21 protein-coding genes and 1 riboswitch are annotated in these 25,134 nt (G+C 38.1%); of the genes, 4 read left to right on the top strand and 17 right to left on the bottom strand.

The genetic code is table 11. The annotated features are described in order from the left end of the window. Window positions 1-52: 52 nt before the first annotated feature. A complete protein-coding gene (locus tag MZO21_RS00715; RefSeq protein WP_154772619.1) occupies window positions 53-634 on the top strand; it encodes a DUF805 domain-containing protein in 582 nt (193 codons plus the stop codon). 110 nt (window positions 635-744) lie between these two features. Next, window positions 745-1,716, top strand: a complete 972-nt coding sequence (locus MZO21_RS00710) for a mechanosensitive ion channel family protein (RefSeq protein ID WP_171501262.1) — start codon at window positions 745-747, stop codon at window positions 1,714-1,716. Here the strand turns inward: MZO21_RS00710 and MZO21_RS00705 are convergent. The 5 genes from MZO21_RS00705 to prfB all read right to left on the bottom strand — a co-directional run bounded on the left by MZO21_RS00705 (window position 1,699) and on the right by prfB (window position 6,406). Next, window positions 1,699-2,412 (bottom strand): 16S rRNA (uracil(1498)-N(3))-methyltransferase, encoded by a 714-nt coding sequence (locus MZO21_RS00705; RefSeq protein WP_248102368.1) that lies wholly within the window; start codon window positions 2,410-2,412, stop codon window positions 1,699-1,701. The two genes, MZO21_RS00710 and MZO21_RS00705, sit on opposite strands and share 18 nt — an antisense overlap. Then, window positions 2,409-3,689 (bottom strand): 3-deoxy-D-manno-octulosonic acid transferase, encoded by a 1,281-nt coding sequence (locus MZO21_RS00700; RefSeq protein WP_248102371.1) that lies wholly within the window; start codon window positions 3,687-3,689, stop codon window positions 2,409-2,411. Before MZO21_RS00700 ends, MZO21_RS00705 begins: the two co-directional genes overlap by 4 nt. 98 nt (window positions 3,690-3,787) lie before the next feature. After that, window positions 3,788-4,852, bottom strand: coding sequence for an alkene reductase (locus tag MZO21_RS00695; protein WP_154772622.1), 1,065 nt, complete (start codon window positions 4,850-4,852; stop codon window positions 3,788-3,790). Window positions 4,853-4,874: 22 nt separating this feature from the next. Then, complete coding sequence (locus MZO21_RS00690; protein WP_154772623.1) at window positions 4,875-5,174, bottom strand: ArsR/SmtB family transcription factor; 300 nt, start codon at window positions 5,172-5,174, stop codon at window positions 4,875-4,877. Window positions 5,175-5,310: 136 nt separating this feature from the next. Beyond that, a protein-coding gene (gene prfB, locus MZO21_RS00685) for a peptide chain release factor 2 (protein ID WP_171501263.1) occupies window positions 5,311-6,406 on the bottom strand; the annotation gives its coding sequence in 2 pieces (ribosomal slippage) (window positions 5,311-6,333 and window positions 6,335-6,406; 1,095 coding nt in all). Window positions 6,407-6,824: 418 nt separating this feature from the next. Here prfB and MZO21_RS00680 point away from each other — a divergent pair. Beyond that, on the top strand, window positions 6,825-7,601 hold the full coding sequence (locus tag MZO21_RS00680; protein ID WP_248102374.1) for a putative porin: 777 nt from the start codon (window positions 6,825-6,827) through the stop codon (window positions 7,599-7,601). A 74-nt stretch (window positions 7,602-7,675) separates the two neighbouring features. On the opposite strand, the gene recJ is transcribed toward MZO21_RS00680, so the two are convergent. The 9 genes from recJ to MZO21_RS00635 all read right to left on the bottom strand — a co-directional run bounded on the left by recJ (window position 7,676) and on the right by MZO21_RS00635 (window position 20,831). Beyond that, window positions 7,676-9,379 carry a single-stranded-DNA-specific exonuclease RecJ gene (recJ, locus tag MZO21_RS00675; protein WP_154772626.1) on the bottom strand — a complete coding sequence of 568 codons (1,704 nt, stop codon included), beginning with the start codon at window positions 9,377-9,379 and terminating at the stop codon, window positions 7,676-7,678. After that, the gene (gene pdxH / locus MZO21_RS00670) at window positions 9,380-10,036 is read right to left on the bottom strand and encodes a pyridoxamine 5'-phosphate oxidase (protein WP_154772627.1); all 657 of its coding nucleotides are present in this window, start codon (window positions 10,034-10,036) and stop codon (window positions 9,380-9,382) included. Between the two features lie 10 nt (window positions 10,037-10,046). Continuing rightward, window positions 10,047-11,378, bottom strand: a complete 1,332-nt coding sequence (gene glmM, locus MZO21_RS00665) for a phosphoglucosamine mutase (protein WP_154772628.1) — start codon at window positions 11,376-11,378, stop codon at window positions 10,047-10,049. A gap of 117 nt (window positions 11,379-11,495) precedes the next feature. Further along, window positions 11,496-12,962: an IMP dehydrogenase gene (gene guaB / locus MZO21_RS00660; RefSeq protein WP_154772629.1), complete on the bottom strand. Its 1,467-nt coding sequence runs from the start codon at window positions 12,960-12,962 to the stop codon at window positions 11,496-11,498. 406 nt (window positions 12,963-13,368) lie between these two features. Next, the gene (locus MZO21_RS00655; RefSeq protein ID WP_154772630.1) at window positions 13,369-14,169 is read right to left on the bottom strand and encodes an MBL fold metallo-hydrolase; all 801 of its coding nucleotides are present in this window, start codon (window positions 14,167-14,169) and stop codon (window positions 13,369-13,371) included. A 180-nt stretch (window positions 14,170-14,349) separates the two neighbouring features. Then, window positions 14,350-14,928: a TMEM165/GDT1 family protein gene (locus tag MZO21_RS00650; protein ID WP_154772631.1), complete on the bottom strand. Its 579-nt coding sequence runs from the start codon at window positions 14,926-14,928 to the stop codon at window positions 14,350-14,352. 17 nt (window positions 14,929-14,945) lie between these two features. After that, window positions 14,946-15,147, bottom strand: a riboswitch (yybP-ykoY riboswitch). A 108-nt stretch (window positions 15,148-15,255) separates the two neighbouring features. Beyond that, a complete protein-coding gene (locus MZO21_RS00645) occupies window positions 15,256-17,184 on the bottom strand; it encodes a 2-oxo acid dehydrogenase subunit E2 (RefSeq protein WP_248102377.1) in 1,929 nt (642 codons plus the stop codon). 2 nt (window positions 17,185-17,186) lie between these two features. Continuing rightward, window positions 17,187-19,889, bottom strand: coding sequence for a pyruvate dehydrogenase (acetyl-transferring), homodimeric type (gene aceE, locus MZO21_RS00640; RefSeq protein ID WP_248102379.1), 2,703 nt, complete (start codon window positions 19,887-19,889; stop codon window positions 17,187-17,189). A gap of 261 nt (window positions 19,890-20,150) precedes the next feature. Continuing rightward, window positions 20,151-20,831, bottom strand: a complete 681-nt coding sequence (locus tag MZO21_RS00635) for a M23 family metallopeptidase (RefSeq protein WP_248102382.1) — start codon at window positions 20,829-20,831, stop codon at window positions 20,151-20,153. A gap of 104 nt (window positions 20,832-20,935) precedes the next feature. On the opposite strand from MZO21_RS00635, the gene MZO21_RS00630 reads away from it, so the two are divergent. Next, window positions 20,936-21,376, top strand: coding sequence for a DUF721 domain-containing protein (locus MZO21_RS00630; protein WP_248102385.1), 441 nt, complete (start codon window positions 20,936-20,938; stop codon window positions 21,374-21,376). A 96-nt stretch (window positions 21,377-21,472) separates the two neighbouring features. Here MZO21_RS00630 and lpxC read toward each other — a convergent pair whose 3' ends face one another. From lpxC to ftsA, 3 genes are all read right to left on the bottom strand, one after another. Beyond that, on the bottom strand, window positions 21,473-22,375 hold the full coding sequence (lpxC, locus tag MZO21_RS00625) for a UDP-3-O-acyl-N-acetylglucosamine deacetylase (protein WP_248102388.1): 903 nt from the start codon (window positions 22,373-22,375) through the stop codon (window positions 21,473-21,475). 125 nt (window positions 22,376-22,500) lie between these two features. Continuing rightward, window positions 22,501-23,688, bottom strand: coding sequence for a cell division protein FtsZ (gene ftsZ, locus MZO21_RS00620; protein ID WP_248102391.1), 1,188 nt, complete (start codon window positions 23,686-23,688; stop codon window positions 22,501-22,503). A gap of 158 nt (window positions 23,689-23,846) precedes the next feature. Beyond that, window positions 23,847-25,109, bottom strand: coding sequence for a cell division protein FtsA (gene ftsA / locus MZO21_RS00615; protein WP_248102394.1), 1,263 nt, complete (start codon window positions 25,107-25,109; stop codon window positions 23,847-23,849). Window positions 25,110-25,134: the final 25 nt, after the last annotated feature.

Here is a 25,134-nt window from a genome sequence, read left to right as displayed (position 1 = left end):
TAAATAATGTTTAATTCTAAATATCTCTCTTTTTAAAGCCTTGAGCACATCCATGAATCCAAACCAATCTTCTAACTTCTTTTCCCGTCAGCAAACGCAAATTCAAGATAATCCTTTATCTTTGAATGGCCGTTTTGGGCGTTTAAGTTATATCGCGTGGTATGGTTTTCTCAACTTAATTACATTTTTTGCTGTTATTACCCTGAGTTTGGCTTTAGGTATTTTTAATTTAAGTACTCAATCCTTAGATTCACATTTCATAGATACATTAATGGGTCTAGGCGGATTGGGCTTTTTAATTATTTCTGTTTTATATTTCTATTTTAATCTTGTGATTCAAGTGCGTCGTTTTCACGATATGAATCGTTCAGGCTGGTTCATTCTGCTTTTTATTGTGCCACTCGTGAATATTTTTGTATTTTTCTACCTACTTTTAGGTTCAGGAACTCAAGGTATAAATCATTACGGTCCTCAGCGTATTAGCGCAATTTGGGAAAAGATTTTGGCTTGGTTTATGATTGTTATAAGCATCTTATCTATATTAGGAACAGGTAGTTTAATGTCTTACATGATGGGTGCGGGACAACTTGAAACTCCAACGGAAATCCTTGAAAAAAGTACGGATTATTTTTAAACAAATCTTCTTAAAACTTGACAAAATAATACATGCAGTAAAATTTTAATTATTAATTTTTATATTTATTTCAGGCAAAATAGCGTCAATTTGAATCTATTGGAAAGCCTGTGGCCGGACAACAAAATACTTTGAGCGATGTAACTCAAGGTACAACTGAGCTTTTACACGAAGCAACAGAAAAAACTGCTCAAACTGTTATTGCACATACTGCAAAATATAATGATGCCTACTCTACCATCGATAAATTTGTTGATGGTTTTTGGGAACGTTTACCCTATATTTGTATTGCGATTATTGTATTTACTATTTTTTGCTTACTTTCAAAAGTATTCAAATACTTTGTACGTAAAGCATTATCTGACCGTTCTTACACTAAACAAAACTTAGTTTTGGTATTAAACCGTGTTGGTAGTTCTGCCATTATTTTCATTGGCTTTTTAATTGCGATGGTCATTGCAATTCCTGGTTTTACACCGGGTCAGCTCATGAGTGCTCTTGGTATTGGTTCGGTTGCAATTGGTTTTGCATTTAAAGATATTTTTCAAAACTTGCTGTCTGGTATTTTAATTTTACTAGGCGAACCATTCAAAATTGGCGATGACATTATTGTATCTGGTATGGAGGGTACGGTTGAAGATATTCAAATTCGTGCAACTTATTTACGTTCGCCAGATGGTCGTCGTATCGTTATTCCAAATGCAACAGTTTATACAAGCGCTGTGACTGTAAATACTGCATATACACGTCGTCGTTGTGAATTTGTGGTTGGTATTGGTTATGAAGATGATGTTCAAAAAGCACGTGATGTGATTTTCAAAATCTTAGATAACGATCCAACAATTTTAAGTGAGCCTATGTTTAGCGTGAATGTATCTGCACTTGCAGATTTTTCTGTAAACCTAACAGTTCGTTGGTGGGTAGATACAACAGAAACAAGTACATCAGCATCTATTAGCCACGTTCAAGAGAATGTAATACAAGCTTTTGCTGAGCATGAAATTTCAATTCCTTACCCTGTACAAGAAGTAAAAGTATACCGCGGTGAAGGTCATGAAGGTGAGTCAGCTCGCGCTAAATAATCTTCCTAAAACATAAGGAATGACTGTTTCAGTACGAATAATTCGGTTGCCTAAGCTAACTGCTTGGCAGCCGTTTTTTATGAGTAAATCAATCTCATAAGGAATAAATCCACCTTCGGGACCAATCACAATCGTACAGCCCTGCTCAATCGCAAATGGCATTTTATGGTCGACATAAGGATGTGCTACATAGGCAGGACATTCTTCTGAAATAAGTGTGGGTAAAACATCTTCCACAAAAGGTTTAAAGCGTTTATACAGTTCAATTTTAGGTGAAATGGTGTCGCCTGCTTGCTCTAAACCTAATGTCACATAATGATCAAGTTGTTGTAAAAATGGTGTTTGCCAGTAGCTTTTATCTACGCGATAACTATGTAATAAAATGATTTTCTCAACACCCAAAGTCACACTGTCCATAATTAAACGACGTAAAACTTTTGGTCTTGGTAAAGCCACAATTAACGTAACTGCTAATTTTTCAGGCACAGCTTCTTCATGCAAAGGTTGCACATGAATCGCTGTTTCAGTGATATCGACAATTTTTGTAAGATACCGTTTGCCTTGAAGAATCCCGACTTTGAGGGTATCTCCTATTTTTACATCCACATGAGTGTGTAAATGCTCAAGCTGACGTTTCGATGAAATTTTCCAAACATCTGACTGAGTTTGTCGCTCATCAAGCAAAACGATATTCATAAATATTGATTAATAACTTGAACGTGTTTTGCTAAAGAGCCTTTGTTTTTTTCCATAATATTGGCTGCATTTAGGTTCAAATACTCAACCAATGCAGGATCATAAACAAGCTGTACTAAATCTTTTGCAGCTTCTTCCGCAGTTTGTACAATTTTAACCGCAGATGCTTCAACAAACTCATCAACAATCGTTTGAAAATTAAAGTAGTTTTTACCCAAAACTGTCGGAACATTCAGTGCAATTGGCTCTAAAATATTATGACCACCACCCGGTTCATTTAGCGAACCACCTACAAAACAAGCCTGACTCATTACATACCAAAGCCACATTTCGCCCATGCTATCTGCTAAATATACTTGGGTATTTTGTTCAATCGCTTGTCCTAAACTACGACGCTGAATATTTAAATCTAAGCTTTGACTTGCTTCAAAAACTTCATTAAAACGTTCAGGGTGACGTGGTACAACAATACACAAAAGCTCAGGATATTCAGTTAAATATGGCTTTAAAGCCCTCAAAATATCTTTTTCTTCAGGTGCATGAGTACTCGCAATAGTAATAATTTTACGTTGTGCTAATTGCCATTCTTGCACCAAATTTTGGGCTTTTTCTATAAAAAGTTCAGGTGCAGAAATATCAAACTTAATACTCCCAACCACTCGGCTCGTTTCAGTATTTGCACCTAAAGCAGTAAAGCGCTCTAAAGATGCTTGATCTTGCGCTAACAACTCATTTAAACCACTTAACATGGATGTGGTTAAGCTTGGAACTTTTCCATAACCTTTGGCAGATTTTTCTGAAAGTCGTGCATTAATTAATATACACGGCACATTAAATTCATGTGCTTGATCAATTAAATTTGGCCACAATTCCGTTTCAACCAAGATCAATAATTTCGGCTGATACAACTTAAAGAAATCTGCAATTAATTGTTTTTGATCGGCAGGTAAATACACCGCCTGAAATAAATCTAAATAAGGTTCTTTTAAAAATAATGATTTAGCGCGAGCCTGCCCTGTTTTTGTTGTATTGGTAACTAATACGGAATGACCATTTTTCAAATAGTGTTCAATTAAAGGTTGAGCCGCATTTGTTTCACCTACAGAAACCACATGAAACCAAATTGCATTTAAATTTTTAGGATTTTGAAAAGGTCCCAAACGTTCTAGCAACTCCTGTTGTAACTGCTCGGCACTGTCTGCACGTTTTTTAATTTTCCATTTATAAACTGGTTTTAAAAGTGAAAGTGCTGCGTTATACCAAAATGGAGTAGCCAAATGAATTGCCTTAAAATGTGGTGAATTAAAAATATAACAGAGCCACATTCACTTGTTAATCAATGTGGCTCTTTAAAATCACTTTATTATGTAAAGACTTATGCTTTATCTAAAGTTGGATAGTCGATATATCCTTCAGGAACATCTGTTCCAATCATATTTTCGAGTTTTAATTCATTTAAAGTTGAATTATTTACCAATCTTTCAAATAAATCTGGATTCGAAATATAGTCTTTACCAAAGGAAACTGCATCTGCTTTACCTGATGCTAATAATTCGATTGCATCATCACGGCTTAAACGCATATTGGCAACATATGGAACATTCCCTGAACGCTCTTTCATATATTCTGAAATACTGTCTTCCGCTAAGTATTCACGGGTAAAGAAGAAAGCAATATTTCGCTTACCTAATTCTTCCATTGCATAACCAAAGGTTTCACGTGGAGCGTCATCGCCCATATCGTGTTCATCACCACGTGGTGCTAAATGCACACCAACTCGACCTGCACCCCAAACTTCAATTAAAGCATCTACAACTTCTAATAAAAAACGTGCACGGCTTTCAACTGAACCACCGTATTCATCTTCACGCTTATTAGTTTTAGTTTGTAGGAATTGGTCAATTAAATAACCATTTGCAGCATGAAGTTCTACGCCATCAAAGCCTGCTTCTTTGGCACGAATAGCGGCTTGTTTAAATTGTTCTGTAATTGAATGAATTTCTGAAATTTCAAGCGGACGAGGTACAACATAATCGCGTTTAGGACGTAATAAGCTCACTTGACCTGCTTGTTGAACTGCACTTGCTGAAACAGGTGTTTCACCGTTCAATAACTCAGGGTCAGACACACGACCAACATGCCATAATTGTGCAACAATTAAGCCACCTTTTTCATGTACAGCAGAAGTCACATGTTTCCAGCCTTCAACTTGAGCATCGGAAAAAAGTCCTGGTGTATTTAAATAACCATTTGCTTCTTCTGCAATAACCGTTGCTTCAGAAATAATTAAACCTGCACTTGCACGCTGTGCATAGTACTCAGCCATCATTGCTGTAGGTACACGATCATCTGTTGCACGGCTTCGTGTTAACGGTGCCATAACTACACGGTTTTTAAGTTTTAAATCACCAAACTGTACAGGAGAGCTTAAATCAGCCATATTCGCCTCATTATTCACGTATTTAAAGTGAATGTTTCAATTGTTCGATATATTGCTGAATCAATTCTTCATTACGTGAAAAATACGACCATTGACCATATTTTTCAGCTTTGATTAAACCTGCCTGTTGTAATACAGATAAGTGGTTAGACATAGTCGATTGTGAAACTTTACCCAAGTTTTCAATTTGACCTGCACATACGCCACGTTTAAAACCACCGCACTCTTCACTCGACAAAAATTTTTCAGGTGTTTTTAACCATTCTAAAATTTGACGGCGTGTAGGATTGGCAAGCGCTTTAAAGATTAAATCTATATCCATAATTCAGACACTTTAAATGAATAAAGCTCAATTCAGCATCTTCGCATACAATATATCGTATTTTTACGATATTTATATCGGTATTTTACGATTTAATGCAAAATACTCAATTGAGCTTTGTTTTACTTAATAAAATTTATAGACCTTGCTTTAAGCTAGCCTCAATAAATTTATCTAAATCACCATCAAGCACAGCACCTGTGTTTGAACTTTCAACACTTGTACGTAAGTCTTTAATGCGTGAATCATCTAAAACGTATGAGCGAATTTGACTTCCCCAACCAATATCAGACTTTGTATCTTCTAAAGCTTGAGCAGCATCGCTACGTTTTTTCATTTCCAATTCATACAATTTTGCACGTAACTGTTTCCAAGCATGGTCACGGTTGGCATGTTGAGAACGTTGGTTCTGACAAGCCACCACAATACCTGTTGGCGCATGCGTTAAACGTACCGCAGAATCTGTTTTGTTAATATGCTGACCACCTGCACCCGAAGCACGATAAGTATCTGTACGTACATCTGCAGGGTTAATTTCAATTTCAATATTGTCATCAATTTCAGGAGAAACGAAAACAGCAGAGAAAGATGTATGGCGACGGTTACCAGAGTCAAATGGTGACTTACGAACAAGGCGGTGAACACCAGATTCCGTACGTAACCAACCGTATGCATACTCGCCTTCTACACGAATCGTTGCAGATTTAATCCCTGCAACATCACCGTCAGACTCTTCCATTAACTCAGCTTTAAAGCCATGACGTTCAATCCAACGTAAATACATACGAAGTAACATCGAAGCCCAATCTTGCGCTTCTGTACCGCCTGAACCTGCTTGAATTTCCACATAACATGGGTTCGGATCCATTGGATTACTGAACATACGACGGAATTCTAACTTCGCTAATTCTTCTTCAGCTGTATCTAATTCAGCTTGAACATCGGCTAGCATTTCTTCTTCTTCAGCTTCTACAGCCAAATCAAGCATTGCTTGCGCATCTTCCAATTGATTTGAAAGACCTTCTAAAACATTAATAACGTTTTCAAGCTCGCCTTTTTCTTTCGCCATTGCTTGCGCACGACTTTGATCGTTCCAAATTGCAGGGTCTTCTAATTCACGTAGAACTTCTTCTAAACGCTCTTTTTTCAGATCGTAGTCAAAGATACCCCCGTAGTGTTTGACCACGTTCGCTTAAGTCTTTTAGTTGGTTTAGATAAGGATTAATTTCCACGTAAATTACTCGCAATCAATGTAAAGCTAAAAATGGCCTAGAATTATATCACATACAAAATGCTCAGTTTTAAACTTCAATCATCAATAAAAAGAACAACTATTCTTAACCAATATGCTTACTTCACAAGTTATGAATTTTCTATTTTTTACTTCTTCTAAATTGCCTTATTTTTTACAATTAGATCAAATATTAATCAATTTATGTTTATTTTTTAAAATTATCCTCCTTTAAATTAAAACCATATTTTATATTTTTTATTTATATTTCAAATAGTTGATATTTTTTAGATTACATAATATTACGTGGTTTACATTGCGGTAACTTAGTCTTCATTGATCATTCTACATTTTTCTCTAGACTAGAACTTGTAACAAAAAATGTATAAATTCAAGCAAACGAGAAAGGGGTACAATCCATGAAAAAATTAGCAATTGCCTCAGCATTATTATCTACTTTAGCAATTACAGGCACTGCAAATGCATACCAAGCTGAAGTAGGCGCGTCTGCTGGCATGATCGATCCTGATCATGGAAGCACAGCTGGTACTTATGGTGTAGATGGTACTTTCTACTTCAAACCAGTTCAAACCCGTAACGCTCCGCTTGCAGAAGCTGCATATTTAGACCGTGCAAGCAACGTAAATGCTCAGTATCAATACAGAAAAGTAGATGATGCAAAAACTCATAACTACGGCGTTGGCGTTGAATACTTCGTACCAAACTCAGATTTTTACCTAAGTGGTAATGTTGGTCGCCAAGATGTAAAAGTAAAACATGATGGTAAAGATGACACAACATTATACAGCGCTGAAGTAGGTTACATGCCTGCTCCTGGTTTCTTAGTTGCTGTTGGTGCGAAAGGTTATGACAACGATCGTAAAGACGGTGTTGATCCAACTATTCGTGCTAAATACGTAACAACACTAAGCAATGGCAAAGACCTTAACTTAGAAGCTGGTGCTGCATTTGGTGACCTAGATGAATACAATCTAGCTGCCGATTACTACATCGACAAATCATTCAGTGTTGGTGCAGATTATTACAGCAACGACTTAACTGATAACCAAGAATTTGGTATCAATGCACGTAAATTCTTTACGCCACAAGTGAGCTTAGAAGGTCGTTTAGGTTTCCGTGATGTTGGTAACAACGATTACACATCTTTTGGTTTAGCGGGTAAATACCGTTTCTAATACCTGAAAGATTTACTTCCCCAAAAAAGCCACTCAATTGAGTGGCTTTTTTAATATCGAAAATGAATCAAAATTTATTGAGATAAATGCACAACACGAAGTTGCAAACTCACATTTCCATTAAAGATATTTTTTTCTAATTCATAAACCAAATGCACATGATCAAGCATTGGATTAAAGTCATATTTATCCTTCGCACTAAAAGCAATGGCTTCAACCACTTGACCATTATCTAAAGCTAAGCGCAGTTTTAAATGCGTCTCTTTCAACCATCTAAAATCTACAAGTTTAAATTGCCCTTCAAAAATAGGCTGAGGGAATTTTTGCCCCCAAGGTGTTAAATGCTGAAGTAAATCGACTGTATTTATTTGAATTGCTTCTGGTGATAATGCACCATCAGTCCATAAAACAGCTTGAAATAAATCTTCATCCATACTCGCAATGAGTTTTTCAAAAACTGTTTTAAACTCTAAAAAATGTTCTTTTTTTACAGTCAAACCTGCCGCTGCTGCATGCCCACCAAAATGACTAATTAAATGCGGATGCTGTTCTGCAACCAGTTCAATCGAATCTCGAATATGAATTCCATCAATAGAACGTGCTGAACCTTTTATGTGTACCCCATCTTCATCAGCAGCAAATACAATGGCTGGTCTATGGAATTGTTCTTTTAAGCGTCCCGCAACAATGCCAATAACCCCTTGGTGCCAATGCTCTTCAAACATTACCAAAGCCGCAGGTAAATTTTGCTGATCGAATTCTAGCTTTTCAAGTTCAACCAAAGCTTCTTGTTTAATTTTACCTTCAACTTGACGGCGCTCAACATTCAAATCATTGAGTTGTTGTGCAAGTGCATAAGCTTTTGAGGCATCATCGGCAAGAAGGCATTCAATCCCAATGTCCATGGTTTCCATACGCCCCGCCGCATTAATGCGTGGACCAATGACAAAACCTAAATCTTGCGCTTTTAATGAAGTAGGATCTCGTCCTGCAATATCTAGTAATGCACTAATGCCTGACCTACATAAATTCTGCTGAATTCGCTTTAAGCCTGCATCAACTAAAATACGATTGTTGTAGTCTAAGCTTGCAACATCGGCATAAGTACCTAATGCCACCAAATCTAAATATTGGGTAATTTTTGCTGTAGATTTACCATTTTTTGCACGATGGCTAGACAAGTTAGCAAGCAAATAAAATGCAACCCCAACACCTGCCAAAGCTTTACTTGGAAACTCACAGCCTAATTGGTTCGGGTTCACCACAGCTTCCGCTTTAGGCGTTTCTTTGGTTGTTAAATGATGATCTGTAATCACCACTTTCATGCCATGCGCTTGTGATTGTTCCACCCCTGCATGGCTTGAAATACCATTATCAACAGTGATGAGTAAATCTGGTGTATAGCTTGTAAATGCTAAATCTGCAATTGCAGGCGTTAAACCATAACCATATTTAAAACGATCTGGCACTAAATAATGAACATCTGCCCCCATCTCTTTCAAAGCTAGAACCATTAGCGCAGTACTTGTTGCACCATCTGCATCATAATCCCCAACAATTACAATTTTTTGCTGTTGATCAATCGCTTCATCAATAATTTGAATGGCTTGATTTAAACCTTTCATAGTTGGTGCAAGTAGATGCTTGAGTTTTAACTCAAGTTCTTGTTCAGATTCGACACCACGACGCGCCAAAATTTCAGCGACAAAAGTAGGCACGCCCTGAAAATTTTCAGGGCGTGTAATGAATGGTCTTTGTTTAATTAGAGTTTTAGACATTTAAGGCATCAATCGTTGAATATTCCATACACCATCGATTCTTTCATAAGTAATACGGTCATGTAAACGATTTGGACGACCTTGCCAGAATTCATAATAATCTGGCTCTAAACGGTAGCCACCCCAAAATTCAGGTTTAGCCAATTCCGTTTTGCCCTCAACTTCATCATGCAAAGTTTGGAAACGTTGTTGTAACTCTTCACGGTTCGCAATGACACCACTTTGCGGTGTGCTAATGTGCGCTGCAATTTGGCTGTCGCGTGGGCGCTTGTGGTAATAATCTGTCGATTCTTCTTCAGAAATTTTAACCACACGACCAGATACACGAATTTGACGTTCTTGCTCTTGCCAATAAAACAACAATTCAGCATAAGGATTTATTGCTAAATCGATGCCTTTTTGACTGTCGTAATTGGTATAAAAGTCATAACCTGCTTCTGTTGCACCGCGTAACAAAACTGTACGAACATGCGGACGACCTTGTGCATTTGCCGTTGCCAAAGACATTGCATACGGTTCATGTAACTGTGCTTCTAAAGCATGGTTAAACCAATTTAAAAATTGCTCATGTGGATGTTGCTCAATTTGACCTTCATGTAGTTCACCTTTTTGGTAACTTAAACGAAGCTCACTCAAATCTTTAATAACATCATTCATAATGAATTACCTAAGCTGCATTTTCACGAACAGCATCTGCTAAATGATTAGCCAATGCGGTTACTTCTTCTAAGTCTTCACCTTCAACCATCACACGAATAACAGGTTCAGTGCCTGACTTACGAATTAAAATACGTCCACGACCTTTCAATGTTTCTTCTACTTTATCGAATTCGCTCACTAAAGCAGGAACAGAGTACGGGTCGAACATTTGTGCAAGGCGAACATTGACAAGTACGTTTGGTAATAGCGTAAAGCCTTCAACTAATTCATGAAGTGCTTTTTGCTGCTCAACCATTACCGTCAATACTTGTAGCGATGCAATAATTGCATCACCTGTTGTGCTCTTGTCTAAAGTTAAAATATGACCGGATGGTTCGCCACCAATTGCCCACTTGTTATCTTCTAAACCTTGAAGCACATAACGGTCGCCAACTTTCGCGCGATGTAACTCTACATTAGCTTTATTCAGTGCAATTTCTAATGCCATATTACTCATGACAGTACCCACAATGCCTGTAGGCTTATTTTTAGCTTGGGTCGCTAAAATATAAAGAATATGGTCACCTGTAACCTGCTTACCATTTTTGTCGACCAAAATTACACGGTCTGCATCACCATCAAAAGCAATACCTAAGTCAGCCTTATGTGCAACCACAGCTTTTTGTAGACTCTCAGGATGCGTCGAACCACAACCTTCATTGATGTTCAAGCCATTTGGTTCATTATGAATAGCAATAACTTTTGCACCAAGCTCACGATATACAGCAGGTCCAACGTTATACGCCGCACCGTTTGCACAATCGACAACAATCGTTAAATCGTTTAAATCTAAATGGTATGGGAAAGTTGATTTACAAAATTCGATATAACGACCATTGGCATCTTTAACACGTACGCTTTTACCTAAATTTGCAGTGTCTTCAATAAAAATATCGTTTTCCAATTCTTTATTAATCGCCTCTTGAATTTCATCAGGAAGCTTTTTGCCTTCACCTGAGAAAAACTTAATACCATTATCAAAATATGGATTGTGTGACGCTGAAATCACGATGCCTAAACTTGCATGTAAAGCACGTGTTAAGTGTGCAATAGCAGGCGTTGGCAATGGTCCAAGTAAATGTACATAAACACCCGCTGCATTTAGCCCTGCTTGTAATGCAGCTTCTAAAATATAACCAGATAAACGTGTGTCTTTCCCCAGTACAACAATTGGCTTACTTTTTTTACTATAATTTTTTAATACTTTACCCGCGGCAAACCCTAACTTCAAAGCAAATTCAGGTGTAATAGGTAACTCACCAAACTTGCCTCGAATTCCGTCGGTACCAAAATAACTCATGTTTTTCTCACTTCTTAATAGTGATATTTATCATCACCTTTCTGCCAATTACTTTACACCAAAAACAAAAAAGCCGTCATAACTCTGACGGCTTTTTCGAGTAAAAACTACGAAAAGTTAACCAACGCGATAGTTCGGTGCTTCTTTTGTAATAGTTACGTCATGTACGTGTGATTCAGACATACCAGCTGCTGTGATTTTCACAAATTTTGCATTTTGACGAAGATCTTCAACAGTAGATGAACCTGTGTAACCCATAGAAGAGCGTAAACCACCCATCATTTGATGAACGATGTTACCCATTGGGCCTTTGTAAGGTACACGACCTTCAATACCTTCTGGTACAAGTTTCTCTGCACCCGCTTTAGAGTCTTGGAAATAACGGTCAGCAGAACCAGTTGCACCCGCCATTGCCCCCAAAGAACCCATACCACGGTATGCTTTGTAGTAACGACCTTGGAAGAATTCAACTTCACCAGGTGCTTCTTCAGTACCTGCCATAAGTGAACCAACCATAATTGTGCTTGCACCTGCACCAATCGCTTTAGCCATATCGCCAGAGAAGCGAATACCACCATCAGCGATTAATGGAATTTGATCTTTAAGTGCATTCGCAACGCTGTCAATCGCAGAGATTTGTGGCATACCAATACCAGCAACAATACGAGTTGTACAAATTGACCCAGGACCAATACCTACTTTAACAGCATCAGCACCCGCATCTAATAATGCAAGAGCAGCATCACCAGTCGCGATATTACCGCCAATTACTTGTACTTGTGGGTAATTTGCTTTCACCCAACGTACACGTTCAATTACGCCCGCTGAGTGACCATGTGCTGTATCTACAACAATTGCGTCAACACCTGCGTCTACTAATGCTTCTACACGGCTAGGCGTTTCTGCACCAGTACCTACAGCAGCACCAACACGTAAACGACCCAACTCATCTTTACAGCTATTTGGATAAAGTTCAGCTTTGTTGAAATCTGTTACTGTAATTAAACCTTTAAGTTCGTTGTTTTCACCAACAACGATCACTTTTTCAATGCGATTCTTTTGAAGAAGTGCTTGAATGTTTTCTTTTGATTCATGCTCACGAACTGTCACCAAACGATCTTGACCAGTCATAATATTGCTTACTGGTTGTTCAAGATTGGTTTCAAAACGTGTATCACGACCTGTCACAATACCAACAACTTTGCCATCTTTTACAACTGGCACACCGCTGATGTTATTTGCTTGAGTAATCGCAATAAGTTCACGAACTGATGTTTCTGGGGTTACGGTGATTGGATCTTTCACCATACCTGCTTCAAATTTCTTAACACGGCGTACTTCTGCTGCTTGCAGTGCAATATCCATGTTTTTATGCAGAATACCAATACCGCCATTCTGCGCCATAGCAATTGCCATACGTGATTCAGTCACTGTATCCATTGCAGCAGAAACGAGAGGGATATTAAGATTAATTCCGCGTGTAAAACGTGTCTTTAATGAGACATCTTTTGGGAGGACAGTTGAGTAGGCAGGGAGTAACAAGACATCATCGAAGGTTAGCGCTTCTTGAACGATGGTCAGCATAACAGTCTCACTGGTAATTTCCGTGCGCTATTATAAACAAATTTGGATGTAAATTTCATTGATTATTATCAATTATTTATTTTCAGGTTTTATTTCAACTTTATTTCAATAAAACTCAATTACTTATTTAAATAAAATTTGATGTATAGCCATCTCATTTAAAACAATAAGAAAGAAAAGTTTTATCTCCTGCCTTATTGTTGGTTTATACAACTTTAAGATTTAGCTTATTTAATAAGAGTTTTATCATCAAAATAAAATCAAAAAAGACGCAATAAGCGCCATTTTTGAAATACGAATTCTGTATAACTCAGTGAGACAACATTTTCTGAATTTTCAACCATCTAAATATAAGTTTTAGATGGCATATTTTAAAAATGTTGTTTTATCTCTCAATATTTATTTTTTAATGTTCAGGACATGTAAATACACGTTCATCCATTAAATCTGTTCCGCATTGAAGTGTTTCAATCCAATCAAGGAATTGATTCACTTGCTCTTTACCAATAAATGGCGTGCCGTGCTGTGGAACAATACTTTCAACATCCATTGTGCGTACCATTTGTACCCAAAGACGAATCACCTTGTTGTTACACATATAACGCTGATGGAAGCCTTTCATATTTGGAATATGATCTTCAAAATTTTCTAGTGGAATACCTGCATCTTCAACCATTGATGCACCCATATCTCCAGAAAATAAAATTTTCGAGATTGGATCATAAAATTGGAAGTTACCAACAGAATGTAAAAAGTGTGCAGGTACTGCAATAATTGATGTATTACCCAATGCAATTTTTTGACCTTGGTCTGGCAATTCAATTAAGCGATCTAACCAGCTACCTTTCATTCGATCACTCATAAATGCTGAGTTTAAATGTGGTAAGAAGCGAGCCCATAATTTAGATGCCACAACTTTAGCATCTGTATATACCAACCAACGCGGCATAGATGTAATAATATCTGGATCTTGATGCGATGCCATAACTAAATCTAAGTTTGCAAGGCGCGTATATTTATTCAATTCCATTGTGAGTGGGACATAAGTTAAGTCACCACCTGGATCGAGTACAGCTGCTCGTTCATTATCAATAATCAAGAATTGGTTGGCCTGTACCCCCTCACCTTTAACCAAACTGGTAAAGCTAATACATTTATGTGACCCATTATCAAATAATACTTGCGATGTAGTACGGTCAAATGCCATGCCGAATCCCCAAAATTTCTAATTTTAAAAGCGTATTTCTATGTACGGATAACATATATTTAATTGGTGAAACTTACAATGAATATAATTTAAATATTATTAATAATATCAGCAGTTTGAGAACGATATCACAAATAAAACCAAGCTATTAACTTGGTTTTATTTGTTTACTAGTAAATCTTAAAAGAAATAATGTTGTACTAAAGCGGCAATACCAATAACTAAAAAGACCAAAGCACCAATTTTATGAATCAAAGAAATTGGTAGTTTTTCGGCAAGCTTATTACCAATGAAAACAGCAGGTGCATTCACCAGCATAATACCAATCGTTGTACCTAAAGTGACCCAACCAATGCTGTCGAAACGTGCTGCCAAAGCAACTGTGGCTATTTGTGTTTTATCACCAATTTCAGCTAAAAAGAAAAGAACAAAGGTCGCACCAAACACGCCATATTTTTGCCATTTATTGATGCTTTCAGATTCATCATCTAATTCATCTGGAATCAACATCCAAATTGCCATGCCAATAAAACCAAGCGATACAATCCATAAAAGTATGGTTGGACTTAATACGGTTGTAATCCATTGACCAAGCACCGCAGAAACACCATGGTTCACTACAGTTGCAAGAAAAATAGCAATTAAAATAGGAATAGGTTTACGAAAACGTGCGGCAAGGAGTAATGCAAGAAGTTGTGTTTTATCACCCATTTCAGAAAGGGCTACAACCACTAAAGAAATCAGAAAAGCTGAAAGCATGATGTGTTTCTCTGGCTAGCAATAACATATACCAATGACTCACCCCTCCTGCTAGCCAATGTGCAGAGTGGTAAATCAAAGGTCTTGCCAACAAAAGAAAGCTTAGTGATAAGCTCATTTGGTTATTTGCTATGATGACCATGTTCGTTTTAGAACAAATATGTTGATCATCACCTTTTTACATTGCGTAAAAAGCGGCTACTCCCCAATGAAGTAACGCTATTATATTTAAATTTTCAGATCTTTTCAAATCTCATAAAAAAACCCTGCCATAGCAGGGTTTTTCCTCTCATTTCTTTCTCCTTCTGGGAGAAATACAATGAGGGTTTAGATCAATAAAGTACGAATATCTTTTAACAATTTCGTTAATTTATTCGTGAAGCGTGCTGCATCTGCACCGTTAATTACACGGTGATCATAAGACAATGACAATGGAAGCATTAACTTCGGATCAAAACCTTGACCATTCCAAACAGGTTGCATTGTTGCAGGAGAGATCCCCAAAATTGCAACTTGAGGCCAGTTCACAAGTGGTGTAAATGCTGTACCACCAATTGCACCTAGGCTTGAAATTGTAAAGTTTGCACCTTGAAGATCTTTCGGAGAAAGTTTCTTATCACGTGCTTTTTGACCCAATACGCCCAATTCAACAGCAATTTCTTTAATTGATTTTTGATCTGGATTACGTAATACAGGAACTGTTAAACCATCTAGCGTTGCAACCGCAATACCCATATGGATTTCATTACGCAATAGAACAGATTTACCATCATCAGATAAATGACCTGCAAACTCACGCTCTTCTTTCAACAAATGCGCAACCGCTTTGATGATAAATGCCATGATTGTTAGGCTAATACCTTCTTTCTTAAAATTGCCTTTAAGATCATTACGCCAAGCTTCAAGCTCTGTAATATCAGCAAGATCAAACTGTGTAACTTGTGGAATGTAGTTATTTAAAGAAAGTTGTGGAATTGACACTTGTTGTAAACGTGTCAATACTTTCTCTTCTACACCACCAAAAGCATCAAAACTTGGGAGTTTTGGTAAGCCTGCAGATACTGCAACTTGTGCAGTAGGAGTCGCTTGAGGCGTTGTTAAACGTGTTTTCACATAAGCAAATAAGTCTTCTTTCATTAAGCGTGCATGTGGACCAGATGCTTTAACATCAGCCAATACAACGCCTAACTCACGTGCAAGCTTACGTACTGCAGGACCTGCATAAACTTTTGAGTTTGCTACATTTTGCTCTTTCGTAAGCTTATCTACACTGTTTGTAGCAACAGGTGCTGCAACTGGAGCAGCAGCTTTAGGTGCTTCTGTTTTTGCAACAGGTGCTGGCGTAGAAACAACTTGCCCTTCAGCTTCAATTGTAACCAAAGCAACACCTTCAGAAACGTTTTGACCTAATGCAACATGAATTGCCTTAATAGTCCCTGCTGTTGTACTTGGCACTTCAACCGTTGCTTTGTCAGATTCAACAACAATAATGCTTTGGTCTTTTTCAACTTTGTCGCCAACAGAAACTAAAATTTCTGCTACAGCGGCTTTATCTACGCCTAAATCTGGTACGGCAATTTCTACAGGACCTGAAGCAGTTGTCGTTACTGTTGGTGCTGATGCCACAGGTGCTTCAGCAACAGGTGCAGCTTCAACTTTTACTGACTCAGCAGATACAGCAGGCGCAGATCCTTCAGTTTTTACTTTAAGAATCACAACACCTTCTTTTACGCTGTCGCCCACTTGAATAGTGATCGCTTCAACAACACCCGCAACAGTACTAGGAACTTCCACTGTCGCTTTATCTGACTCAACAACCACAATGCTGTCATCAACAGAAATTGTGTCGCCAACTGCAACTAAAATTTCACCAACAAGTGCTTTTTCAACACCAATATCTGGCACTTGAACATCAACAACTTGAGATGAAGTTGCAACAGCTTTTGACGTAGTTTCAACTTTAGCTTCTGCAACTGATGCTGCTTTTTTTTCAGCTTTTGGTGCTTCTGCAACAGGAGCTGCCGTTTGACCTTCAGCCTCTAGCTCGATAAGTACAGCGCCTTCTGCAATACTATCGCCTAGATTAACTAAAATACTTTTAACAACACCTGCCGAAGTGCTAGGCACTTCAACAGACGCTTTATCAGATTCAAGCAAAACAATACTGTCATCAACAGCAATGGTATCGCCAACTTTTACTAAAATTTCAGCAACAGTTGCTTTATCTACACCAATATCAGGAGTTGTAATTTGCATACTTATTTCTCCTCTTTGTAGTCAGCTACAGCTTGTACAGATGGAGTTGCTTGAGGAGCCCAAGCTACAGGACGATCTGTATCTAATTCAAATGTAGAAATTGCATCTTTAACTAAGCGTGCATCTACTTCACCTTCATCAGCCAATTTTTTCAATGTTGCAACAACAATGTGAGCTGCATCTACACCAAAGTAGCTACGTAATTTAGCGCGTGAATCTGAACGACCATAACCATCTGTACCTAATGCTACGAATGGACGGTTGTCTGGAAGATATGCACGAATTTGTTCGCTATAAGCACGCATATGATCTGTTGCAGAAACAACGATACCTTTCGTACCACGAAGCTGTTTAGATACCCATGCTTCTTTTGCTTCTTCAGTCATTGGATGTAAGCGATTGTATTCTTCACATGCCATACCATCACGTGCAAGTTCGTTGAAACTTGTTACGCTAAATACGTTTGAATTGATTTGGTATTCATCACGTAAAATTTGAGCAGCTTTAATTACTTCACGAAGAATTACACCTGAACCCATAAGTTGAACAGTTGCTTTTTCATCTTCTTGTAGTAAATACATACCACGTTTAATGCCTTCTTCAGCACCTTGTGGCATTTCAGGATGCTCGTAGTTTTCGTTCATTACAGTTAGGTAATAGAAAATACGCTCTTGGTTTACATACATGCGTTGTAAGCCATCATGCACAATAACAGCAAGCTCATAACCAAAACATGGGTCATAAGACACACAGTTTGGAATTGTATTTGCAAGAATATGTGAATGGCCGTCTTGATGCTGTAAGCCTTCGCCATTTAGCGTTGTACGACCTGCTGTTGCACCTAGTAAGAAACCTTGTGCTTGTGCATCGCCTGCAGCCCATGCAATGTCGCCAATACGTTGGAAACCAAACATAGAGTAGTACATGTACATTGGAATCATTGGTAAGTTATTTGTTGAATAACTTGTTGCCAATGCTGCCCAAGCGCTCATTGCACCTGCTTCGTTAATACCTTCTTGAAGCATGTGACCATCTTTCGCTTCACGGTAATGCATAAGCTGTTCTTGGTCTTCAGGTGTGTAATGCTGACCATTTGCAGCATAAATACCTAATTGACGGAACATACCTTCTAAACCGAAAGTACGCGCTTCATCTGGAACAATAGGAACAACACGGTCTTTAATTGCTTTTTCTTTCAATAATGCTGAAATTAAGCGAACCATCACCATGGTTGTAGATTGTTCTTTACCTTGAGACCCCTTCAAAACTGCGTCAAATACAGAAAGCTCAGGAATAGCAAGCTGTTCACTTTCTTTACGACGTGCAGGTAAATAACCACCTAAAGCCTCACGACGTGCTTTCATATATTTAAGTTCAGGCGAGTTTTCGCTTGGACGATAGAAAGGCACTTCTTCTAATTGCTCATCGTTAAATGGTAAGTTGAAGCGATCACGTACATATTTTAAAGATTCAATTTGCATCTTTTTGATTTGATGCGTTTTGTTTACCGCTTCAATTTCATCAGATAAGCCATAACCTTTCACTGTTTTCGCTAAAATAACAGTTGGTTGACCTTTTGCTGTACATGCTTCTGCATACGCTGCAAATACTTTGTACGGGTCATGACCACCACGATTTAGATTATCAATATCTTCATCGCTTAAATCTTTTACAAGTTCAGCAGCTTCTGGATATTTACCAAAGAATTTTTCGCGAGCATAAGCACCGCCTTTCACTTGTAAACGCTGATATTCGCCATCAAGTGTTTCTTCCATTACAGCTTTAAGTGCGCCTGTCTCATCTTTAGCAAGTAGTGGATCCCAATGACGACCCCAAACTACTTTAATTACACGCCAGCCCGCACCACGGAATAATGATTCTAGTTCTTGAATAATTTTACCGTTACCACGAACAGGACCATCTAAACGCTGTAAGTTACAGTTTACAACCCAAATGAGGTTGTCTAACTTTTCACGACCCGCTAGTGAAATAGCACCAGTACTTTCTGGCTCATCCATTTCACCATCACCAAGGTAAGCCCATACCTTACGGTTTTCTTCTTTAATCAAACCACGGTTCATTAGGTATTTTTGGATGTGTGCTTGGTAAATCGACATGATTGGACCAAGACCCATAGATACTGTAGGGAACTGCCAGTAATCAGGCATTAGGTATGGATGCGGATAAGAAGGCAAGCCAATACCATCAACTTCACGACGGAAGTTATTTAAATGTTCTTCAGTTAAACGACCTTCAAGGAATGAACGTGCATAAATACCAGGAGCACAATGTCCTTGGTAATAAATCATGTCGCCGCCAAAATTATCGTTACTTGCACGGAAGAAATGGTTAAAACCAACATCATATAAAGTTGCAGATGATGCAAAGCTCGCTAAGTGGCCACCTAAGTCATCACCTGTTTTATTTGCACGAAGAACCATTGCAAGCGCATTCCAACGAATAAGTGCGCGAATACGACGCTCCATATCTTGATCACCCGGCATTGCAGGTTGTTCTTCTACTGAAACTGTATTTAAGTAAGGAGTATTTAGTCGCTGAATGGGAACATGCTTCGCAATTGCGCGTTGGTATAATTTTTCGAGCAAAAATGCACCGCGTTCAGTACCCATATGCTGTATTACAGAGTCAAACGCATCTTGCCATTCTTGGGTTTCTTGCGCATCTGTATCGCCATAAAACGCCATAATTCACCTATTCCATATGCCTAATTATATATACATATATGTATCACACTTTTGGCTAGCGCAGATATCGCTCTAGATGAATACGGTTTTGGTCTAATATTTAATAAATAAATACCCATTGACATTTTTTTACTCAAAACAACAAAAAACCGCCAATATTGGCGGTTTTTTAAACACAACTATCAAAATTTAATGATAGCCTAATTATATTCAGCTTATGAGTGAGTTTATGCGGACTCATTCAAACAGTCATAATCCTTCTTATGGCAGCATCGCTAAATATGTAGATGGATTTTTACGTTGGCCATCTTTTACTACTTCATAATGTAAATGAGGACCAGTACAACGACCAGTACAACCTACATTTGCAATATGTTCACCAGCTTTAACACGCTCACCAACACGAGCAATTAAACGTGAAGCATGCGCATAGCGCGTTAAATAACCATTCCCATGGTTAATTTCAACATATTGACCATAACCAGTGCCCCAGCCCGATTTTGTTACAATACCTGGGCCTGTTGCATAAATTGGTGTACCTGTTGGTGCAGATAAGTCTAGACCTGAGTGGTTTTCAGCACGACCACCCATGGTACGACCACCATAGTTCGAGCTTACACGCTTCATATCAGGCAAAGGATGTGTCACCAACCAAGAATATGCTGTTGAAGAATATGTAGCATTTGAGTTGTATTTCTTAGCGATTGAATCGTTGTTTAATTCAACCGATTTTTCACGAAGTTTTACTGAAATTTGAGTATTTGCAGGAACATCAACATCCTCAGTTTCTGTGTAGCTACCTTGAGCCAACGTACGAGTAAGTTGTTCTAAACGATCCGGTGAATTATTTTGCGTTGTATTCACTTGAATCAAATCTGCAAATGCTAAAGAAGTAGCCGAAACAGCTACCGTAATAGCAAATACAATACGTTTTAAATGCATAAAAACCTCATAAACTGTTTTACTCAAAGTTTCTTGGTGATCTCATCCTTGATATCCACCGAAAAATACGCTTAACATAAGACAAAATCATGAAGGAATGATGTATGTCTGAACCAATAAACGTCTTTCAGCAAACAAGAAAACACTCAAAAACAGGAAACTTAACGTTTCTCTCTCAACAAGTATCTGCATGGCAGAAACTTACAAAATTAATTCAACCCTTATTACCACAACCTGAACAATGGCATGTGGCTTGTTACCAAAATGGTATTTTAACAATTACCGGACTCAATCAAGCCATGATTAGTCAGTTGGCATATTTACAAAAACAATATATTGCTCAACTTTCACAGCTTGAAGGACTTCATGATTTACAAAAAATTTATGTCCGACTAAGAGTAGAACCTCTTAAACCCCAAAAAAATGAAGTTATGCCCAAAGTTCTTAATACTGAAACTCAAGAAATGCTCAAAAGTGCAGCTGACTGTGTAACAGATCCTAAGCTTAGCCAAGCATTGTTACGTTTGGCAAGTAATAAAAAATAACAAACTTGAACATTTCATGATCATTGTAATCAATATTTCGATAAATACATCACATTATTTTTAATATATTATAACATTCGCTAAGAATATAATGAATTAGCTCACACTTACATACTTAATTGGGCATTGAGCTTCGTCATTAAATGTTACAATTTCATAGCTTGTCGGATCACTTTGAACATTGCGAAGAAGTTGATTGTTAAGTGCATGACCTGACTTATAACCATCAAATTTTGCAATGACTTGGTGACCTAATAAATATAAATCACCTACCGCATCTAATATTTTATGGCGTACAAACTCATCGGAGAAACGTAAGCCCTCTTCATTTACAACGCCATCATCATCTACACCAATTGCATTTTCAAGACTTGCACCTAAAGCCAAATTATTTGCTTTTAAGTAGTCCAAATCTTTCATAAAGCCAAACGTACGCGCGCCACTGACTTCATATACAAATGTTTCGGTAGAAAAGTCGATGGTCGCAGACTGATATTCTTTTTTGAATGCGGGATGATCAAAATCAATTGTAAAGTTTAATTGAAAACCATCATGTGGATTAAAAATTGCACGTTTATCTGCAATTAAAGCTTCTACAGGTTTTAAAATTTTAATAAATTTTTTCGGTGATTCTTGTTCTTGTAACCCACCTTGCATGAGCAAGTAAATAAATGGACCCGCACTACCGTCCATAATAGGAACTTCAGACGCAGATACTTCAATAATTAAGTTGTCAATACCTAAGCCTGCAATAGCACTCATCACATGTTCAATAGTGCCCACTTTGGCATTTTCTTGAACTAAGTTAGAACACATGAAAGCTTCCTGAATCAACATTGCATCAGCAGGAATGTCTACAGGTGGATTTAAATCAACACGGCGAAAAACAATACCTCCATCGGCATGGTGAGGCACGAAATTAATCAATACTTTTTGCCCACTATGTAAACCAATACCGCTCGCTTTCACGACACGTTGTAAGGTACGTTGTTTCAACATGTTTCTCTAATCATCTATATATCAAACAGCTATACGTTAGCATATTTAGTCATTTTTAAAAAACAAAAAGGTAGCAGTTTAGCTACCTTTTTGTTGAAGTCACTTCACACAACAAGCATTAGATATTACTTATGTTGTTGGTTTTTAAGATATTCTTGAATACTCATAGGCGTTGGACGAGCAGTACCCGTAGCACCTGAAGTATTGGCAGAAGTTGACGCATCATTGTGCTGACGTTGAATTGCAGGCACATCATCTTCATCTGTTGAAGCAATATGTGATGAAGACACCTGTGTTTGTGCAACTGAACGCTTTACAGGTTCTACCGAATCTGCAGAGTTACGTGTTAAGCCTGTTGCAATAACAGTAACACTAATTTCATCACGTGCATCTGGATCAAATACCGTACCGTAGAATACTTGACCTTCATCAAGATCGGCAATTTGGTTCACAACATCGGTAATTTCTTCAATTTCACCAAATGTTACATCGTCACCACCCGTTACGTTAATTAAAATACCTTTGGCATTCATAATTGTTACGTTATCGAGTAATGGGCTACGAATTGCTTGTTCAGCAGCTTGACGCGCACGTGTTTCACCACGACCTGAGCCAACACCCATCATTGCGTAACCACGCGTGCTCATTGCAGTTTTCAAATCGGCGAAGTCAAGGTTAATATGACCAGGACGTACAACTAAATCGAAAATACTACGCACCGCATTTAACAATACATCATCTGCTTTTTTATAAGCATCTTTCATTGAAATATCACGGAATACTTTAAGCAAGCGCTGGTTTGGAATAATAATTAAAGAATCAACGTGTTGCTCTAAAGCTTCAATACCTTTTTCCGCAGATTGCAGACGGCGTTTACCTTCAAAGTTGAACGGTGTAGTTACCACACCAACAGTCAAAATACCCATTTCTTTAGCAATTTCAGCAACAACAGGTGCAGCACCTGTACCTGTACCACCACCCATACCAGCAGTAACAAACACCATATCGGTGCCTTCAAGTTGCTGACGAATAAGCTCTCGGCTTTCTTCCGCTGCGGCTTTACCAACTTGTGGATTTGCACCCGCACCTAAACCGCGTGTGCTTTGTTCGCCCAGTTGAATTTTAAATTGCGAATTCATACGATCCAAAGCTTGCTTGTCTGTATTTGCACAAACAAATTTTACGCCTTGGATATCAGACTCAAGCATATGCTGTACAGCATTACCACCAGCGCCACCCACACCAAACACAGTGAAGCGGGCTTGACCGTTATTATCAGCTTGATCATCTTCAAAAAATTCAAATGATGCCATGATCTTTAGATTTCCTAATTCATAATTGGCAGCGACTTAAGCCCGTATACTGCCTTGATCTTAATAAAAATTGTTTTTAGGATGCTGCTCAATGCTTAGCTTGTCAAGTGCTCGCTATTTTGTATACAACTTCCTAACAATATTCCCTAAAAACTCAACTAAAAAATTGATTTTAACTTCTCATTTAAGCCTGACCATGCTCGCCCTACACGTCCCCATACTGAAAGCTCGCCGGTATCTTCAGGCTCAACAATTGTGTCTTGTGCATATGTCTGACTATACATTAATAGACCTGCAGCCGTAATGTATTGTGAACGACGTAAAGCTGCTTGATGTTGATCATCTGCTTTTACTTCAAGTGGTGGATTGCCCAAATGAGCAGAAACACCTAATACTCTACGTGCAAAACTCACCATACCTTCAATTTGACAAGCATCACCAGCAAGTACAACTCCATGATATAAACCATGAATTGCACCACTTTTTTCTAGTTCATGACGAATTTGTGCAAATATTTCTTCATATCGAGCAATGATAATTTCTGATAGCTCAATACGGCTAATGGTTTGCGGACCATCAATACCTTGTATTTGAATCATGTGATCTGGCTTAACAACGCTTAAATCGACACAACCATATAAAAGTTTAATACGTTCAGCTTCTTCAGTAGAGGTTTGCAGTACTGCTGCAATATCACGTGTTACATTTTCACCACCACGTTGTAACGTGTGTGCTAATGCCAAACGACCTTCTAAATAAACCGCTAAATTTGTGGTTCCTGCACCAATATCAACCAAGCAAACACCATATTCTTTTTCATCTTTTAATAATGATGCTTCTGCAGTTGCAAGGTTCGAAACCACCATTTTTTCTACAAAAATATTGGCACCTTTTAAGGCACGATCAAGATTTTGCATAACACTAATAGGCATCATCATTAATTGATAATGCGCTGTCATACTATGTGCAGACATGCGAATTGGATTTTGCACCCACTCACCTGCATCATCTAAATCGAAACCCAAAGGAACAGCACTTACTAAATAATGATCTGACGTTAAATGGCTTGCTTTTGCTAAGTCTAAAGCGCGCACAACTTCACTTGTTGTAATTGTATGGTCATGATTATCAATTGGCGTACGACCAGAAGCATAATAGCTTTTCAATTCGGCACTTGGAATAGAAATCCAAGCCGAGTGAATACGGCATTCGGCCATATCTTCAGCTTCTTGCACTGCGTTTTTAATTGCTGTAACGACTTTGTCGAGACTTACAATTTTCCCTTTATTCATGCCTCGGTTACGAGCGGTTGCCATCCCAATAACTTGGATGTTATCCGGCGCATGTACCTTACCAATCAAAACTGAAACTTTGTGTGTCCCAATGTCTATCGCAACAACCGAGGGAACAGCTTCATTCATTATTTATTACTACCATTACTTGTGA

Origin of the sequence: Acinetobacter portensis, from assembly GCF_023158935.1 — a bacterium.
Taxonomy (GTDB): Bacteria; Pseudomonadota; Gammaproteobacteria; order Pseudomonadales; family Moraxellaceae; genus Acinetobacter; species Acinetobacter faecalis.
This window is presented reverse-complemented; position numbering and strand designations above follow the sequence as displayed.